At 63.1% G+C, this 15,428-nt stretch carries 16 protein-coding genes; 8 read left to right on the forward strand and 8 right to left on the reverse strand.

Features of this window, described 5'->3' with window-relative positions; translation table 11 throughout:
- The first annotated feature begins 278 nt into the window (after window positions 1-278).
- Together ACW5XD_RS05400 and ACW5XD_RS05405 are read left to right on the forward strand one after the other, a co-directional pair.
- Window positions 279-1,190, forward strand: coding sequence for a lipase family alpha/beta hydrolase (locus ACW5XD_RS05400; protein ID WP_456493973.1), 912 nt, complete (start codon window positions 279-281; stop codon window positions 1,188-1,190).
- A complete protein-coding gene (locus ACW5XD_RS05405) occupies window positions 1,187-1,933 on the forward strand; it encodes a lipase secretion chaperone (protein WP_456493974.1) in 747 nt (248 codons plus the stop codon). The genes ACW5XD_RS05400 and ACW5XD_RS05405 overlap by 4 nt, the downstream gene beginning before the upstream one ends.
- Before the next feature lie 52 nt (window positions 1,934-1,985).
- Here the strand turns inward: ACW5XD_RS05405 and ACW5XD_RS05410 are convergent, their stop codons facing one another.
- The 3 genes from ACW5XD_RS05410 to sgrR are packed head-to-tail and all read right to left on the reverse strand — an operon-like array spanning window position 1,986 to window position 4,919.
- A complete protein-coding gene (locus ACW5XD_RS05410; RefSeq protein WP_456493975.1) occupies window positions 1,986-2,699 on the reverse strand; it encodes a hypothetical protein in 714 nt (237 codons plus the stop codon).
- A gap of 31 nt (window positions 2,700-2,730) precedes the next feature.
- On the reverse strand, window positions 2,731-3,126 hold the full coding sequence (locus ACW5XD_RS05415) for an acyl-CoA thioesterase (protein WP_456493976.1): 396 nt from the start codon (window positions 3,124-3,126) through the stop codon (window positions 2,731-2,733).
- 50 nt (window positions 3,127-3,176) lie between these two features.
- Window positions 3,177-4,919, reverse strand: a complete 1,743-nt coding sequence (gene sgrR / locus ACW5XD_RS05420) for an HTH-type transcriptional regulator SgrR (protein WP_456493977.1) — start codon at window positions 4,917-4,919, stop codon at window positions 3,177-3,179.
- A gap of 100 nt (window positions 4,920-5,019) precedes the next feature.
- On the opposite strand from sgrR, the gene ACW5XD_RS05425 reads away from it, so the two are divergent.
- The 3 genes from ACW5XD_RS05425 (at window position 5,020) to ACW5XD_RS05435 (ending at window position 7,355) form a co-directional block, all read left to right on the forward strand.
- On the forward strand, window positions 5,020-5,196 hold the full coding sequence (locus ACW5XD_RS05425; RefSeq protein ID WP_456493978.1) for a hypothetical protein: 177 nt from the start codon (window positions 5,020-5,022) through the stop codon (window positions 5,194-5,196).
- Window positions 5,197-5,353: 157 nt separating this feature from the next.
- Window positions 5,354-6,622, forward strand: coding sequence for an O-acetylhomoserine aminocarboxypropyltransferase/cysteine synthase family protein (locus ACW5XD_RS05430; RefSeq protein ID WP_456493979.1), 1,269 nt, complete (start codon window positions 5,354-5,356; stop codon window positions 6,620-6,622).
- Window positions 6,623-6,728: 106 nt separating this feature from the next.
- A complete protein-coding gene (locus ACW5XD_RS05435) occupies window positions 6,729-7,355 on the forward strand; it encodes a glutathione S-transferase family protein (protein WP_456493980.1) in 627 nt (208 codons plus the stop codon).
- A 159-nt stretch (window positions 7,356-7,514) separates the two neighbouring features.
- Here ACW5XD_RS05435 and ACW5XD_RS05440 read toward each other — a convergent pair whose 3' ends face one another.
- Window positions 7,515-8,690 carry an iron-containing alcohol dehydrogenase gene (locus tag ACW5XD_RS05440; protein WP_456493981.1) on the reverse strand — a complete coding sequence of 392 codons (1,176 nt, stop codon included), beginning with the start codon at window positions 8,688-8,690 and terminating at the stop codon, window positions 7,515-7,517.
- Between the two features lie 197 nt (window positions 8,691-8,887).
- On the opposite strand from ACW5XD_RS05440, the gene ACW5XD_RS05445 reads away from it, so the two are divergent.
- Window positions 8,888-9,469 carry a hypothetical protein gene (locus ACW5XD_RS05445; protein WP_456493982.1) on the forward strand — a complete coding sequence of 194 codons (582 nt, stop codon included), beginning with the start codon at window positions 8,888-8,890 and terminating at the stop codon, window positions 9,467-9,469.
- A 249-nt stretch (window positions 9,470-9,718) separates the two neighbouring features.
- Here the strand turns inward: ACW5XD_RS05445 and ACW5XD_RS05450 are convergent, their stop codons facing one another.
- Window positions 9,719-10,171 (reverse strand): hypothetical protein, encoded by a 453-nt coding sequence (locus ACW5XD_RS05450; protein WP_456493983.1) that lies wholly within the window; start codon window positions 10,169-10,171, stop codon window positions 9,719-9,721.
- A 474-nt stretch (window positions 10,172-10,645) separates the two neighbouring features.
- Between ACW5XD_RS05450 and ACW5XD_RS05455 the strand changes: the two genes are divergently transcribed.
- A complete protein-coding gene (locus ACW5XD_RS05455; RefSeq protein ID WP_456493984.1) occupies window positions 10,646-12,118 on the forward strand; it encodes a C69 family dipeptidase in 1,473 nt (490 codons plus the stop codon).
- 62 nt (window positions 12,119-12,180) lie between these two features.
- Here the strand turns inward: ACW5XD_RS05455 and ACW5XD_RS05460 are convergent, their stop codons facing one another.
- Genes ACW5XD_RS05460 through ACW5XD_RS05470 form a run of 3 tightly spaced genes read right to left on the reverse strand, consistent with a single transcriptional unit; the run spans window position 12,181 to window position 13,785 of the window.
- On the reverse strand, window positions 12,181-12,927 hold the full coding sequence (locus ACW5XD_RS05460) for an SDR family oxidoreductase (RefSeq protein ID WP_213392787.1): 747 nt from the start codon (window positions 12,925-12,927) through the stop codon (window positions 12,181-12,183).
- A gap of 56 nt (window positions 12,928-12,983) precedes the next feature.
- A complete protein-coding gene (locus ACW5XD_RS05465) occupies window positions 12,984-13,229 on the reverse strand; it encodes a DUF3624 domain-containing protein (protein WP_456493985.1) in 246 nt (81 codons plus the stop codon).
- Between the two features lie 25 nt (window positions 13,230-13,254).
- On the reverse strand, window positions 13,255-13,785 hold the full coding sequence (locus tag ACW5XD_RS05470; RefSeq protein ID WP_456493986.1) for an N-acetyltransferase family protein: 531 nt from the start codon (window positions 13,783-13,785) through the stop codon (window positions 13,255-13,257).
- Window positions 13,786-13,971: 186 nt separating this feature from the next.
- Between ACW5XD_RS05470 and ACW5XD_RS05475 the strand changes: the two genes are divergently transcribed.
- A complete protein-coding gene (locus tag ACW5XD_RS05475) occupies window positions 13,972-15,414 on the forward strand; it encodes a RimK family protein (protein ID WP_456493987.1) in 1,443 nt (480 codons plus the stop codon).
- The last annotated feature ends 14 nt before the right edge of the window (window positions 15,415-15,428 follow it).

A 15,428-nucleotide genomic window follows, 5' to 3' on the forward strand; every position in this document is an offset into this window, starting at 1 on the left:
CGTCGCTCGAACCGACCCACCCCTTCACCCAGGTTCCCGTCATGATCCCCACCACTCAAATGATAATAATTATTATTTAACTTATGTGAGTGCCGAACACAAGGGATACTTGTGCCGGCACCGCCAACAGCCCTGCCCATATGGGTAGGGCTTTTTTGAATCTGTCTGTTTGGTGATCATTTGCACAGATGCAAACATCCCGCTCCGTCATGCTGGTCGGTACTGGCATGAGGCCGGTGGTTGTCGCTGCGGCAACCTTATTCACAAGGATGGACAAGATGAAAAGATGGCTATTGGTGCTGCTGTGTGCCCTGCCCATGCTGGGCCAGGCGGCAGGTTATACCCAGACCCGCTACCCCATAGTGCTGGTGCACGGGCTGTTCGGCTTCGACAGGTTGCTCGGGGTTGATTACTTCTACGGGATCCCCCAGGCGCTGACCCGGGATGGTGCCCGGGTCTACGTGGCGCAGGTCTCCGCCACCGAGAGCTCGGAGCTACGCGGTGAACAGCTGCTCAAGCAGGTGCAGCAGGTACTCGCCATCACGGGTGCCGACAAGGTCAACCTCATCGGCCACTCCCACGGCGGCCCCACCATACGCTACGTCGCCTCGGTCGCCCCCGAGCTGGTCGCCTCCGCCACCAGCGTGGGAGGGGTCAACTATGGCTCGGAGATCGCCGATCTGGTGCGCGCCAGGGTGGTGCCGGGCTCGGTAGCCGAGAAGCTGGCGGTGGCCGCCGCCTCGGCGCTGTCCGGCGTCATCTCATTGCTCTCCGGCGGCAGCCAGCTGCCGCAGGATCCCCTCGCCGCCCTCGATGCCCTGACCAGTTCGGGGGCCCAGCGCTTCAACCAGCGCTACCCCGAGGGATTGCCCACCCAGTATTGCGGTGAAGGGCCGCTGCAGGCCGCCAACGGTGTCTACTACTTCTCCTGGAGCGGGCGTGGCAACATGACCAACATACTGGATCCGGTGGATCCCGCGCTGGCCCTCACCGGCACCTTCTTCAGCGAGCCCAACGATGGTCTGGTCGGGGTGTGCAGCAGCCACCTCGGCAAGGTGATCGGCACCGGCTACCGGATGAACCATCTGGACGAGGTGAACCAGTCGTTTGGTATCCACCACCTGTTTGAAACCGATCCTGTAACCCTCTATCGCCAGCACGCCAATCGCTTGCAGGGGCTGGGACTATGAAAAGATCCCTGCTGATCGCCGTGCCCCTGGGGGCGGCTTTGCTGCTGGGGGCCGTCCTGTTCTGGCCCGACCCACCGCCAGATCTGACGGCAGCCCCCGAACAGGGGGCCCTGCGCCATCAGCTGGCCCAGCGTCTGGAACGGGGAGAGACGAACACGGAGGACGAGCTGCTGGCTCGCTACCAGAGCTTTCTGGCGGCGGAGGGCAGCCTGACGGTGCCGGCGGATCCCGGCCTCGCCAGCCTGCAGGTACTGTTCGACGAGCGTGAGCAGTTGCGCCAGCAGAGCTTCACCCCGGCCGAACAGGATCAGCTGTTTACCGAGGAGCGGCTGATGGAGCAGTGGACCCTGCGCCGCAAGGCGCTGGCGGAGGCTGACGATGCCGACAAGCCGCTGCTGGCGAGCGAGATCGAACTCTGGTTGGTGGAGCAACCCCAGTGGTTTCGGGACGCCGAGGCCAACAGCCGCCTGCTCGGTGATCTGCAGAGCCTGGACCAGCTGCCCCCGACCGAGCGCGACGCCGTACTGCGTGAGCAGCTGGGGCCCGAGGCGGCGGACCGGCTGCATCAGCTGGAGCAGGGCCGGCAAGGGTTCGAGCGGCAGCTGGCGGGCTATCTGGCCGAACTAAAACCCCTGCCCGCCCTTGATCGGGCCGAGCAGCAGCAGGAGATACTGGCTCGCTGGTTTCCCGCCGAGCAATGGCGGCGGGTGGAGGCGCTGACCCGGCTGCAATTCGGGGAATAACCATAAACAGCAAGGGGGCCCCGACGGCCCCCTTGCTTCATGCTGACCGCGCTTATTGCGGCTTGTTTGTCCCGGGCAGTGGCTGCCAGGTGAGGCGGGTCACTTGCGTGCCCTGCACCTCGCACTTGAGGCAGAGATCCTGCCACCCCTTGTCCTGGCGCAGGGACACTTCCCCCTCTACACCCTGTTCGGCAATCTTCAGCTTTGCCTGCTCGAAGATCACCTTGTCCCCTCTGGCGAGATCCATCAGCTTGCCATTGCAGAGCCAGTGGGCGAGATCCACCCCCTTCAGCTTGACGCCCCCCTTGGCCGCCTTCTGCTCGGCCGGGCTCTGGGCAAACAGTTTGGCCAGCTCGGCGGCCCGCTTGGTGAGCCAGGCTTCGCGCTGCTGCATGCTCATCTTGCTGACGAACTCGGCCGGCTGGCCCTTGTCATCCAGCCACTGGGTGAGCGTCCCCTTGTCATCGAAGGCAAACTGGGCCGCCGGCTCCTTTACCCCGAACAGCTTGCCGCCCTTGAAGTAGTAACGACTCTCTCCTTCGAGCTTGCCCTGCTCGTTCATGATGGGCACGGCTATGATGACGGGAGAACCATCGATCCAGGCCTTGATGTCGACGCCATCGTGGCTGAACAGACGAGTGTCGAGGGCGTTCTCGGCCCCCCGCTCCATCAGGGTGAACTGCTCTGCGAGGGAAGCAGCCATGGAAGGCAGGGAACAGAGCCCCAGCCCCAAGCCCAGACTCAAGGCGATCACGGTATTGCGCATAAGTGTCCTGTGATTGGCCGCAAGGCCAAGGTTAACTTTCTATCAACCAGGCCCGCAGCCCCTCCCGGTGGCGATCGCTCAGAGGGATGGACTGGCGGGTCTGGTAGTCAAAATGGATCAGGGTGGTTTCGGCGGTCACCGCCAGCTCGTCCCCTTGCCAGGCTTCCTGCCAAAGCGTGAAGGAGCTGGAGCCGATGCGGCGGACCCCGGTTTTGATCGATACCTGCTGGCCATAAAACAGCTCCCGTTTGAACTGCACCGTGTAGCCCGCGATGATCAGGTGCCAGTTGTGCACATCCAGCTCGGGGGAGAAGATGCGAAACAGGGGATCCCGGGCCGCTTCGAACCAGACCGCCGGCACCGTATTGTTGATGTGGCCGAGGGCATCAGTCTCTTGAAAACGGGGTTGGATCTGCATTTCCAGCATGGATATCGACTCCTTGTCGTTGGACCGCGCTCAGGCTAACGCGGCCCGCGTCAGGACTCAAGCTCCCCTGTCTCGGGGCGGGAGCTGCCGCCCGCTTTGCCCGCCTCGCTCCCGGCCAGCTCTGGCCTCAGCCAGGCACTGCGAAAATCGAACCAGCCGAGCGCCGTCATGCGCACCCCGTGTACGCCGGCCCGGCTCTCCAGCTCCAACCAGTGGTGGAACAGGGGCACGAACCAGCCCTGTTGCTGCACTCGGGCCAGCAGGGCGCGCGGGCCCGGCTCCTCGCCGCTGGCGCGCCACTGCGTCAGACCCTGCCACAGGGACCGCTGGCTTGCCCACACTTGGCGCAGCAGCGGCGTGCCCAGCAGCCAGGCATAGGGGGCGAAGGCGTGCTCGTGTTCCAGGTTGAGGGTGCCGAGCCAGAGATCCACGTCCTCATCCGCCCCGCTCACCCAGCGACCGTAATCAAGAGTGCGCACCTCCAGCTCAATTCCCTGCGACCCTAGCAGACTGGTCATGGCCCCGGCGCACTCGTTGAACTCCAGATGCTGGTTGAAACAGGCGAGCACCAGTGTCGTCGGCAACTGCGCCGGCTTTGGCAACGGCGCGGGCAAGGCCTCGCGCCAGTGGGGCAAGAGGCCCAGCGCGCTGGTCCAGCCCCGCTGCAACTCGGGGGCGACCCTCGCCATCAGGGCAATGGGGTTGAGCAGGTGGGCCAGCCACTGACGCAGGGCGGGATCCTGCAAGGATCCGGATCTGTCGTCCTGCAGCAGGAAGTAGCAGCCCGACTCCAGCTCGGACTCGCCACGCATGGTGCCGAGTTCGGGGCTGTCGCGTCCCAGCTGCAGGTGGCTCTCCAGCCGATCCGCCAGCTCAGGCAGCATCCAGATGTCGATCTCGTCGAGCAGGGCACGCAGGCCGAAGTAGTCGTCAAACGCCGCCAGACAAAGCTGCAGGGGATCGTTGGCAACCACCTTGTAAGGGCCGGTTCCTACCGGCTGCAGGGCAAAGCCCACCTCCCCCTTGAGCTCGCGCGGCAAGATGGCGGCCACCGGCTCTGCCAGCAGCTGGGGCAGCAGAGGATCCGGGCTGTCGAGATGAAGATCCAGGGTGCGCGGCCAGGGGCTCTCCAGCCGCGTCAGATGGGCGAACAGCGGGCGATCCCGCAGGGCCAGCAGGCTCTCCATCACATCTTCTGCCACCAGCTCGCGACCGTGGTGAAAACGCACCGCCGGGCGCAGGTAGAAGCGCCAGTGACAGGGGCCCAGACACTCCCAGTGGTGGGCCAGATCCCCCTCGATTTCCCCATTTTCCTCATTTCGCCGGGTCAGACCGTTGAAGATCTGCCGGCTCAGGTGAATTTCGGAGCGGCGCATCGGGCCGGTGGGCAGCAGCTGGGGCAACGGCCGGTAGTAAGGCACACGCAGGATCTGGCGCCCCTCCCGGGTAGCCTGGCCGAGCTGTTCGATCAGCAGCGGGGTGAGCAGATCCAGCCGTCCCTCCGCCAGCCGCACCGCCTGGGCCAGCTGGCCCTGACTCAGCAGATCCCGCAGCCGGCGCCGGGTCAGGCTCTCCTGGCTGTCGAGCAGTACCAACCGGGAGCGCCGCCCCCTGCCTGCCTCGGCCGACCAGCTGAGCCAGCCCTGATCCTGCATGCGCCGCAGCAGCAGGCGCGCGTTGCGCGGGGTGCAGCAGAGCAGATCCGCCACCTCGGCGAGACTTGCCTCCCGCTCATCGCAGCCAAGCTGCTGGGCGAGTCGTTGAAACTGCTGGTAGAGGCGACCGGTCGGCATAAAAGAGGAAATCCTGTTGCTGTAAGTCATCAGTTTTTACTTCCGTATTTTAGCTCAATACTGCTGGCGAACGTGAGAACCACAGCACAGGAGCACCATCATGAGCCAACCCCTCCCCCTCAAACCGAACCGGATCCAGCAGACCCTGCGTCGTTACTTCAAGCGCATCCTGCCCAGGCCGCTGACCCTGATCGAGGATCCCATGAGCCAGCTCAACCGCCTGATGCAGTGGGACATGCACCAGATAGACGATCGGGAGTATCGTCGCCGCCTCTGAGTGTCATCCCTCGCACGGGTCGCTCAAGGGAGATACATATCACCAGCGGCCGCAATTGCTTTGCCGGATTGGGTGGTTTACATCGGCGCTGGGCCTGATAGATTGGACGTCTATCCATCTATAACTGCCACAAGCAACATCCAACAAGGAGTGTGTGATGAAAGATGCGACCCTGGCCCTGCACCACGGCTTTTCCAGCGACCCCACCACCAAGGCCGTTGCCGTACCCATCTACCAGACGGTGGCCTACGAGTTCGAGAGCGCCCAGCACGGGGCGGATCTGTTCAATCTGGCGGTGCCAGGCAACATCTACACCCGCATCATGAACCCCACCAACGATGTGCTGGAGCAGCGGATGGCCGCGCTGGAAGGGGGCATCGCCGGTCTGGTGGTCTCGGCGGGTTCCGCCGCCATCACCTACGCCATTCAGGCGCTGACCGCCGCCGGTGACAACATCGTCTCCACCCCCCAGCTCTATGGCGGCACCTACACCCTGTTCGCCCACATGCTGCCGAGCTTCGGGGTCGAGGTGCGCTTCGCCAAGGATGACAGCGCCGAGGCCATCGCCGCCCTTATCGATGACAAGACCAAGGCGGTCTACTGCGAGAGCATTGGCAACCCGGCAGGCAACATCGTCGACCTGGCCGCCTTCGCCAAGGTGGCCCACGCCCGCGGCGTGCCGCTCATCGTCGACAACACGGTCGCCACCCCTGTGCTGTGCAAGCCTATCGAGCACGGCGCCGATATCGTGGTGCACAGCCTGACCAAATATGTCGGCGGCCACGGCAACTCGCTGGGCGGCGTTATCGTCGATTCGGGCAAATTCCCCTGGGCGGATCACGCCGAGCGCTTCCCCCAACTCACCCAACCCGAGCCCTCCTACCACGGGGTGGTCTATACCGAGGCCTTTGGCCCGGCAGCCTTTATCGGGCGGGTGCGTACCGTGCCGCTGCGTAATACAGGTGCGGCGCTGGCCCCCATGAACGCCTTCCTGCTGCTGCAGGGGCTAGAGACCCTGAGCCTGCGCATGGAGCGCCACGTGGACAACGCCCTGCGGGTCGCCCACCACCTCAAGCATCACCCCAAGGTGGCCTGGGTCAGCTACGCCGGTCTGCCGGGTCACCCGCACTACCTGCTGGCGGAGAAGTACATGGCCGGTCGCCCATCGGCCATCCTCTCGTTTGGCCTGAAAGACGGCTACGAGGCGGGGGTGCGCTTCTACGATGCGCTCAAGATCTTCAAGCGGCTGGTCAACATCGGCGACGCCAAGTCGCTGGCCTGCCATCCCGCCTCCACCACCCATCGCCAGCTGAGCGAAGCCGAGCAAGTCAGGGCCGGGGTCAAGCCGGAAATGATCCGCTTGTCGGTGGGGATCGAAGCGATCGAGGACATTCTGGCAGACCTGGATCAGGCGCTGGAAGCCTGAGTCAGCAAACAGAAGAGCGGGCATCAGCCCGCTCTTTTTTAGCTGCCGGTGAACCAGCCGCCGCACCAACGCGTATACCGACTCCTGCCACCGAATCGAGGTTTCAATGATAATCCTGCACCACCTGAACAAGTCCCGATCCCAGCGCATCATCTGGCTGCTTGAAGAGCTGGGGCTGCCTTACCAGATCAAGGCGTATCAGCGCGACGCCACCACCTTCCTGGCGCCGCCAGAACTCAAGGCCATCCACCCGCTCGGTAAGTCGCCCGTCATCGAGTTCGACGGCCGGGTGCTGGCCGAATCGGGTGCCATCACCGAGTACCTGATTGCCCGATACGCGGCCGACAAGCTGGCACCGGCCCAGGATAGCCCGGAGTACCCCGAGTACCTGCAGTGGCTCCACTTTGCCGAGAGCTCAGGCATATTGCCGCTGCTGCTCGACATGTTCGTGCGCAAGGACGGCAACCCGATGCGTTTCCTGCCGGACTACGCCAAGGCGGAGTGTGCCAAGGTGCTGGGCTACCTCAATGAGGTGCTGGCGACCCGCCACTATCTGGTGGGGGATCGTCTCTCCGGTGCCGACATCATGAACTCCTTCCTGGTGGATCTGCTGGCCCAGGGCGGCCAGCTGGCCCAGTTCCCGCACCTGCAGGCCTACTGGCAGCGACTCAATACCCATCCGGCCCGCCAGAAGGCGGCGACACTGGAGCGCGAGCTGGATCTGGGCGCCTGATCCTCTCTCCCCGGCGCCTCACCCCGGAATGCAAAACGCCCCGACAATCGGGGCGTTCTCTTTTCTGCTCGTCAGCCAGATGCTCAGAGTGCGTGGGGGAGGATCCGCGCCACTATTATTGCCCGGCTTTCTCTGTCGCCCGGAGCTGGCACCCCGGACTTAAAGGGCGTGGGAAAGGATCCTGGCTACCTTGTCCGGATCTATGTCCTGCTGCTCCCCGAGCGCCGTCAGGCCGAAGCGCTTGAGGTTGGAACAGATGCCAGGGATGCAGTTCTCGCTCAGGCCGTAATCGGCGAGACGGGTGCCGACCCCCATCTGCTGGAAGAACTGCTCGGTGCGGATGATCGCCTCCTCGATGCGCAGGGCCTTGTCCTCGCGGCTGGAGTGCCACACCCGCTCGGCGAACTGGGCCAGCTTATCCTGCTTTTGGGCAGCCTGTTCGCGCAGCAGGGAGGGCAGCACCACTGCCAGGCTCTGGGCATGATCCAGCCCATGCAGGGCGGTGAGCTGGTGACCGATGGCATGGGTGGACCAGTCCTGCGGCACACCGCGACCGATGAGACCGTTGAGTGCCAGACTGGCGGCCCACATCAGGTTGGCGCGCACCTGGTAGTTGGTAGGATCACGCAGCGCCCTGGGGCCATTGTCCACCAACACCTGCAGCAGTCCTTCCGCCAGCCTGTCCTGCACCTCGCCCCCTACCGGGAAGGTGAGGTACTGCTCGATGATGTGGACGAAGGCATCCACCACCCCATTGCCGACCTGGCGCGGCGGCAGGCTGTAAGTGGTGGTGGGATCCAGTACCGCAAACACCGGCTGCACCAACGGATTCATGAAGGAGAGCTTGGCCTCCCCCCGGCTCACCACGGCGGCGGGATTGCTCTCCGAGCCGGTGGCCGGCAGGGTCAGCACGCAGCCCAGGGGCAGCGCCGCCCTGATGGGGGCCTTGTGCAGCAATATCTCCCAGGGATCATCCCCCTCGAAGCAGGCTGCGGCGGCCACGAACTTGGTGCCATCCACCACGGATCCGCCACCGACCGCCAGCAGGAAGTCGATACGCTCGCGCTTGACCAAGGCCACCGCCTCCATCAGCTGATCGTACTGGGGATTGGCGCCGATACCGGGGAACTCCTGCCAATCCCTCCCCGCCAACGCCTGGGTCAGCTGCTCATAAACGCCGTTTTGCTTGATGCTGCCACCGCCGTAGAGCACCAGCAGGCGGCTGCCTGCCGGGATGAGATCGGGCAGGCTGGCGATCTGGCCTTCACCGAAACAGACGCGGGTAGGATTGGCATATTGGAAGTTGTACACGGCAGAGCCCTCGGTTGAATGCATGGGGGGAATTGTGCGCCTGTGGCCTCATGAGGTCAAAAAACGGGAGCTGGGTATCAAAACACGCATTGCGATCGAGTCCGGCCGGGTGGCCTGACGTGGCTCTGCTATGGTCTGTCAGGAAGGCGGTGCCATGCCCCATCAGGGCCAGCATGCCCACCCCCCTCTCATCCTCATTTTCCCGTCATAAGGTCTGAAACATGAAATTGAAGCATGCATGGATTGCCGGTCTGCTCTCCCTCTCGACCTGCCTGGTACAAGCCGCCGAGGTGGTCACCGAAGTCGCGACCGCGCCGGGCAAGGCCAACCTGGTGGAAGCCATGACCGCCCAGGCGACGGTGACCGCCATCGACATAGCAAGCCGCAAGGTCAGCCTGAAAAATGCCGCCGGTGAGGCATTTGACATAGTCGCAGGGGAACAGGTTACCAACCTGAAAAACCTCAAGGTCGGCGACACGGTAGCACTGAAATATCTGCAAATGCTGGACCTGGAGCTGCTCAAGGGCACGGCAGGCGTCAGACAGCGCGTCGTCGAGGTGGATGCGGGCAAAGCCGCCGCTGGCCAGAAGCCGGGGGCCGGCATCGGCAGAAAGGTGACCCTGTATGGTGACGTCATTGCCGTCGACAAGGCGCAGCAGACGGTCACCGTCAAAGGCGTGGATCACACCATAGTGCTCAAGGTGCACAATCCGGCGCAGTTTGACCTGATCGCCAAAGGGGACCAGATCAAGGCTGTCCAGACCCAGGCAGTGGGCATCGGCATAGTACCCGAAAAAAAATAGTACCCGAGAAAAAATAGTGCCCGATAAAAAGTGGCAAATCCCCCTGCCAGCACAACCTGAGCCGCGCTAGCAGGCTCGGGTAGATCAAAAAAGGGAGCGGCATCCGCCCTCCCTTTTTACTGCTTGATTTTTGTGGTGCCGATCGGACCATTCAGTGCCGGATATGCCACCCGGCCATGACGCCCAGACAGAGGCAAGTGCTTGCCCCCAGCGACCACGGATTGCCGTTCGAGTCACGCCGGCCATCACTCAGGCGCTCTTGGTCTCTTCCTTTGGCTCGCTCTTCTTGCCGGTGAGGCGATCCATGGCATCCTGCAGCATGGCGTCCCGCTGCTCGTTCAGTGGTTTGCTCTGCTCTGCCCGCTCTTCGGCACTCAGCTGCTTGTTGTCGGCGATCGTCTTGAGCTTATCTTCTATCTCGTTGAACTTCTTGCGATCAAACCCCAGCGCCTTGTCCACCAGTTGCTGCATCATGCCGCCCTTGTCTGAACTGATGTCCAGCGCCGGCGGCAGCTTGCTGTTCTTGGCCAGGTGTTCGTAGGTGAGCACCTGCTGGGCCTGACTGGTCATGCGCTGGGAGGAGAGGCTGACCATCTCCTCCCAGCCACCACCCTGGCCCCCCCCGGCACTGTTGAGGGTGGCCAGGGCGCGATTGTTGGAAGCACTCTGAGCAAGCTGCTGGCTGTAAGGTTTGATATCCATGGGGACTCCAATTCGGTACGCATACCCGGCAACGCGCACTGGCTGATCCGGTCACATGGGGCGTCAGGCCCCACCATTATCAATCAAACCAGCAAGTTACAGGCCAACTTGCCAGATGAGCCGGGATCCCTTATCCAGGCTGGTGCCACGCCCATTCCTCGCCGCAACCAGGCGTCAGAATCATGACTCCTGTGCTGCCCATTCATGACGCTGCGGCACATCTCTCTACACTCAGATGCCTCTGCCAGAGAAAGCCAAGGATTAGCGTGCAGATCACAAAATAAACAACTACAGAAGCATACAATTTTGGCGCACGATAGAACCAGCAAGCAGTGTTATGGATGAAATGTTTGCGGCATCAATGATCGGCAGACCAATCCACCGGCATACTTCACATGCCGCCGTCGGCCTGCGGCAGAGCGCATCCCATCCCACCGCCTGGCTTTCACTCACCGTTACGCTTCGGGCAATCCCATGAAAAAACACACCTTGAGTCTTCTCTCCGCCACCCTGCTCACCCTGCTTGGCACCAGTGCCGACGCCTGTACCGGCCTCATCGTCGGCAAGGGCGCCAGTGCCGATGGCAGCGTGATGATCGCCAGAAACGAGGATTTTGGCGTCAACAACTGGAACAAGTATTTGACCTTCCGACCCGCGCAACAGAACGAGGGCAAAAGCTGGAAACTGGGCAACGGACTGGAAGTGCCGATGCCCAAGGCATTCTTCGCCTACTCCGCCATCCATGACTGGGATGCCACCACCAGCGACCCGGCAGGCAAATATTATGAAGAGCGCGGCATCAACGAGTTCAACGTCGCCATCTCGGCCACCACCAGCGCCGAGGTCAACGACAAGGCCCAGAAAGCCGATCCGCTGATCGAGAAGGGGGTCATCGAGGCCATCATCCCGACCCTAATCCTGCCGCAGGTCAAGACGGCCAAAGAGGGGGTCGCGCTGCTCGGCCGCTATGTGGAGCAATATGGCGCCGGTGAGGGCAACAGCCTCTATCTGGCGGATGTGAACGAGGCCTGGCTGATGGAGATTGGCTCCGGCCACCACTGGATCGCGGTGCGGGTACCGGACGACAGCTACGCCATGGTGGCCAACGGCCTGCGCATCCACGGCGTCGCTCTCGACAGCGCCGATGTGCTGCACTCGCCCAAGCTGCTGGAGTTTGTACGCGAGCACAAACTGCTGGATAACGCCGATCCGAAGGATTTCAACTTCGCCAAGGCGTTTGGGGTGATTGCCGACCCCTACAACGTGGATCGGGAATGGCTCGGCCAGAAAATGCTGACCGCCAGCCAGAAGCAGCCGACCCGGCAGGCGCAATATCCGCTGTTTATGAAGCCGGATACCTCCATCGCCGTGCCGGACGTGGCTAGGGTGCTGAGCGCCACCTATGACGGCACGCCGCTGGCGGGCAAAGCGGAGCGGCCGATCCGCGTCGATCGCCAGCTGGAATCCCACGTTATCCAGCTGCGCAAAGAGATGCCCAAAGAACTGCAGGGGCTGATCTGGCAGAGCTATGGCGTGCTGGCCGAATCTGTAATGGTGCCGCTCTACAACACCCTGGAAAACTACCCCCAGCCCTATCGCAGCGGCAGCGATAGCTACTCCGACGATTCCGCCTACTGGCAGTTCCGCAGCCTGACCGCGCTGGCCAATACCAATCCGGACAAATACCTGCCGCTGCTGCGAAACGTCTGGAGCAAGGAGAGCGCCAAGCTCTACAAGGAGGTCGCCGTGCTCGACAAGAGCCTCAAGCAGACCTACGCCAACGACAAGGCCACCGCCATCGGGCTGGCCGCCGACTACTCCTACGGCCAGTTGGAGCAGGCCTATCAGATGGCCAAAGATCTGCGCTACAAGCTGATGACGGATCTGACCAAGCGCACCGAGAAGAAGTACTCGGAGGAGGAGTTCAAGAAGATCATGAGCCTCTGACCGGCTCTTCAAAGCAAAGAGGCACCCTTGGGTGCCTCTTCTCATTTCGTCAAACGGGAAGCTCAGCGACGGCTGATATTGAGCGGGCCGAAGGTCTGGGCCACCGGCATGATCTCGATGCTGTTGATGTTGACGTGGGCGGGCTGCTGGCTCACCCAGAGCACGGTATTGGCGATATCGTCCGGCTGGATCGCCTCCACCCCCTGATAGACGGAGGCCGCCTTGGCATCGTCACCGTGGAAGCGCACGTTGGAAAACTCGGTGCCACCGCACAGGCCCGGCTCCACGTTGGTGACGCGGATGGCGGTGCCCGCCAGATCGGCACGCAGGTTGAGGCTGAACTGCTTCACGAACGCCTTGGTGGCGCCGTAGACGTTGCCGCCCGGATAGGGGTAGGTACCGGCGATGGAGCCGATGTTGATGACGTGGCCGCGATTGCGCGCCACCATGCCCGGCAGCAGCAGGCGGGTGAGCAGGGTCAGACCGCTGATGTTGGTGGCGATCATCTGCTCCCAATCTTCCAGATCCGCCTTGTGGGCAGGCTCCAACCCCAGCGCCAGACCGGCGTTGTTGACCAGCAGATCCACTTCGCTCCAGGCGGCTGGCAAACCGGCGATCGCGGCGCGGGTGGCCGCCTTGTCCTGCACGTCGAACACCAGTGGCAGGAACTGCTCGCCCAGCTCGTCAGCCAGCGCGGCCAGCCGCTCGGCACGGCGACCGGTGCCGATCACCTTGTAGCCCGCCTGCACCAGCTGGCGGCTGATGGCTTCACCAAAACCGGACGAGGCGCCCGTTACCATCGCAATCATCTGAACCTCCATATCTACACCGATATTGTTATTTATCTGTCTGAATCTATTCAGATTCATTCATCGCTCAATTCACGTCCGGTCGCCTTGCGCCAGACAAATACCACCAGATGGAGCAGCAACAGTCCCGAGCCCCCCAGCGCAAACAGCAGGCCAGTGAGGGCATTGACCGAGGTGTCGGCGCCGCACCACCACCAGACCAGCCAGCCAATCAGGCCGATGACGAAGGTCTGGCCAGCGCAGACCGGGCAGCGCCCCAGCTTGGCCTTGATGGCGGTAGCCAGACAGTCATCACAGCTCATGCCGATCCTCCGGATTCATGGCCGCTCAAGGCGCGGATTTGACGGCGCCGGGCGGCTTGTGCACGGCACTGCGGCGCTGGCGCCTAAGGTTTCGAACCTCGTCGCTCACCAGCGGCAACACCAGCCGGTGGGCATGCTGGTCGCGGCCATAATAGTCCGGCAACCTTTGCTGGGGCCTGAATCCCAACCTCTGATAGAGGGCCTGCGCCTCTTCGTTGGCGTCGTCGACCTCGAGGCGGATCGCCCCCCAGCCAGCCTCGCGCCCCTCCCGGATCACCTGCTCCAGCAGACGACGGGCCCAGCCCTGGCGACGAATGGTCCAGCGGATGGCAAGAGTCTGGATCACCAGTCGATCCCAACCCTTGTGCTCCAGCAGGCTGAGATAACCCATCAGCTGATCCTGCTCATCCAGCACCAGCAGGGTGCGTCCCTTGGCGTGGGCAAGCAAATAGTGCCAGCGGCTGCGGCCAAAGGCGACTTCGGGGGGGAAACAGTAGCGTTCCAGCTTAACGATGGCGCCCAAATCATCGGTTCGGGCCGCTCGTACGGTCAACACGGGGAGTCCTTGTTCGGTTATTTATCTTCAGCACCAAAAATGCGACTTGTATCACAAGTTACCAAAGCGTCATATTAGGCACTGTAACCTCTTGTTTCCCCTCGCGCCATTGTCGTGCTTGTCGGTGCATCGAAGCCCACTGGGGATCCTGCCATTCAAGGCAGTCCTTTCTGTGGAGCCGAAAATATGAGTACCTACGTCATCGTCGAAGAGCCGGGCGACTGGCCCTGCCATGCCGATTATCTGCTGACCGCCCGCACCTATCTGCAACACGGCGTGCCGACTACCGGCGGCCGACCCCGCATCATCAACCTCTGCCGCAATCTGGAGCACCTGAGCGCGGGCTACTACTGCTCCCTGCTGGCCCAGGCCCGTGGCCACCACTGTCTGCCGGGATTGCAGGCCATCAGCGTGCTGCAACCCCAGCAGCCGCCAGCCAAGCTGTGGCGCAAGCTGCAGGGCTGGCTGGCCCAGCAGAGCGAAGATCGCATTCGGGTCCGCGCCATCTTCGGTCAGAGCGAGCAGAGCGAACTGGCGGGGCTGGCACGCTATTACTACGGCCTGAGCCAGCTGCCGTTGCAGGAGCTGACCCTGAAACGCGGCCGCCACGGCTGGTCGGTGCGCCAGCAGCAGAGCCTGTCGCCGCTGGAGTTGAGCCCGAGCGAGAAGGCGCTGATGCTGCACCACGCCCAGGCGCTGGTCGGTGCCGGCGACGAGGAGCACGCAGCCCCGCTCTATCAGCTCGCCATCCTGGTGGATCCTGAAGATGGACGCGCCAGCAGTGACACCCTGGCGCTGGATCGCTTCATCCAGGCCGCCGCCGGCCAGGGGATCCAGGCCGAGAGGCTGGCACCGTCCGCCATCGAGCGGTTGCCGGAGTTCGATACTCTCTGGCTGCGTTCCGAAACGGCGGTCGGCCACTACACCTTTGAATTTGCCCGCCGCGCCGAGCAGCTCAAGATGCCGGTGATCGACAGCTCCCGCGCCATCCTCGCCTGCAGCAACAAGCTCTACCTCTACGAGCTGATGGTGCGCAGCGGCGTGCCCATGCCGCCCACCATGGTGGTGACCCGTCGTGGTCGTCATCAGGTGGACGAGCTGGTGCAGCGGCTCGGCCTGCCGCTGATGGTGAAGGTGCCCGACGGCGCACAGGGGCGAGATCTGGCCATGGCCAGCGACGCGCAGCAGCTGGCTCGCCTGCTGGACGAGGGTCTGGACCGCTCCGCCCTGCTGCTGGTGCAAAGCCGGATCCCCGCCGAATTCGACTGGCGCATCGGCTTTCTCGATGGCTCGCCGCTGTTCGCCTGTCGCCGCTACCGGCCAGAACCCGGCAACCGCATCCGTCGCCGCAAGCATCCCCTCGACATGAGCCGGATAGAGGCACTGCCGCTTAATGAGGTGCCGGAGCGGGTGTTGCAGACCGCCAGACGCGCCGTGCACCAACTCGGCAATGGCCTGTTCGGGGTGGATCTGCGCCAGCAGGATCGCGACTGCGTGCTGCTGGAAATCATCGACAATCCCTGGATACGTGGCGATATTGAGGACAGGGAGGCAAAGGACCTCTACGAGCGCCTGGCCAGGGCCTTCCGGCAACGGCTGGAAAACCGGGGGCAGAGCGCGGCAGGATAACAAGCATCGGCAGC

The organism is Aeromonas enterica, from assembly GCF_054052465.1.

What these genes read in the sequence shown, in the direction of transcription:
- ACW5XD_RS05400 (WP_456493973.1), top strand. Translation starts at nt 279, where the DNA reads ATGAAAAGATGGCTATTGGTGCTGCTGTGTGCCCTGCCCATGCTGGGC.
- ACW5XD_RS05405 (WP_456493974.1), top strand. Translation starts at nt 1,187, where the DNA reads ATGAAAAGATCCCTGCTGATCGCCGTGCCCCTGGGGGCGGCTTTGCTG.
- ACW5XD_RS05410 (WP_456493975.1), bottom strand. Translation starts at nt 2,699, where the DNA reads ATGCGCAATACCGTGATCGCCTTGAGTCTGGGCTTGGGGCTGGGGCTC.
- ACW5XD_RS05415 (WP_456493976.1), bottom strand. Translation starts at nt 3,126, where the DNA reads ATGCTGGAAATGCAGATCCAACCCCGTTTTCAAGAGACTGATGCCCTC.
- sgrR (WP_456493977.1), bottom strand. Translation starts at nt 4,919, where the DNA reads ATGCCGACCGGTCGCCTCTACCAGCAGTTTCAACGACTCGCCCAGCAG.
- ACW5XD_RS05425 (WP_456493978.1), top strand. Translation starts at nt 5,020, where the DNA reads ATGAGCCAACCCCTCCCCCTCAAACCGAACCGGATCCAGCAGACCCTG.
- ACW5XD_RS05430 (WP_456493979.1), top strand. Translation starts at nt 5,354, where the DNA reads ATGAAAGATGCGACCCTGGCCCTGCACCACGGCTTTTCCAGCGACCCC.
- ACW5XD_RS05435 (WP_456493980.1), top strand. Translation starts at nt 6,729, where the DNA reads ATGATAATCCTGCACCACCTGAACAAGTCCCGATCCCAGCGCATCATC.
- ACW5XD_RS05440 (WP_456493981.1), bottom strand. Translation starts at nt 8,690, where the DNA reads ATGCATTCAACCGAGGGCTCTGCCGTGTACAACTTCCAATATGCCAAT.
- ACW5XD_RS05445 (WP_456493982.1), top strand. Translation starts at nt 8,888, where the DNA reads ATGAAATTGAAGCATGCATGGATTGCCGGTCTGCTCTCCCTCTCGACC.
- ACW5XD_RS05450 (WP_456493983.1), bottom strand. Translation starts at nt 10,171, where the DNA reads ATGGATATCAAACCTTACAGCCAGCAGCTTGCTCAGAGTGCTTCCAAC.
- ACW5XD_RS05455 (WP_456493984.1), top strand. Translation starts at nt 10,646, where the DNA reads ATGAAAAAACACACCTTGAGTCTTCTCTCCGCCACCCTGCTCACCCTG.
- ACW5XD_RS05460 (WP_213392787.1), bottom strand. Translation starts at nt 12,927, where the DNA reads ATGATTGCGATGGTAACGGGCGCCTCGTCCGGTTTTGGTGAAGCCATC.
- ACW5XD_RS05465 (WP_456493985.1), bottom strand. Translation starts at nt 13,229, where the DNA reads ATGAGCTGTGATGACTGTCTGGCTACCGCCATCAAGGCCAAGCTGGGG.
- ACW5XD_RS05475 (WP_456493987.1), top strand. Translation starts at nt 13,972, where the DNA reads ATGAGTACCTACGTCATCGTCGAAGAGCCGGGCGACTGGCCCTGCCAT.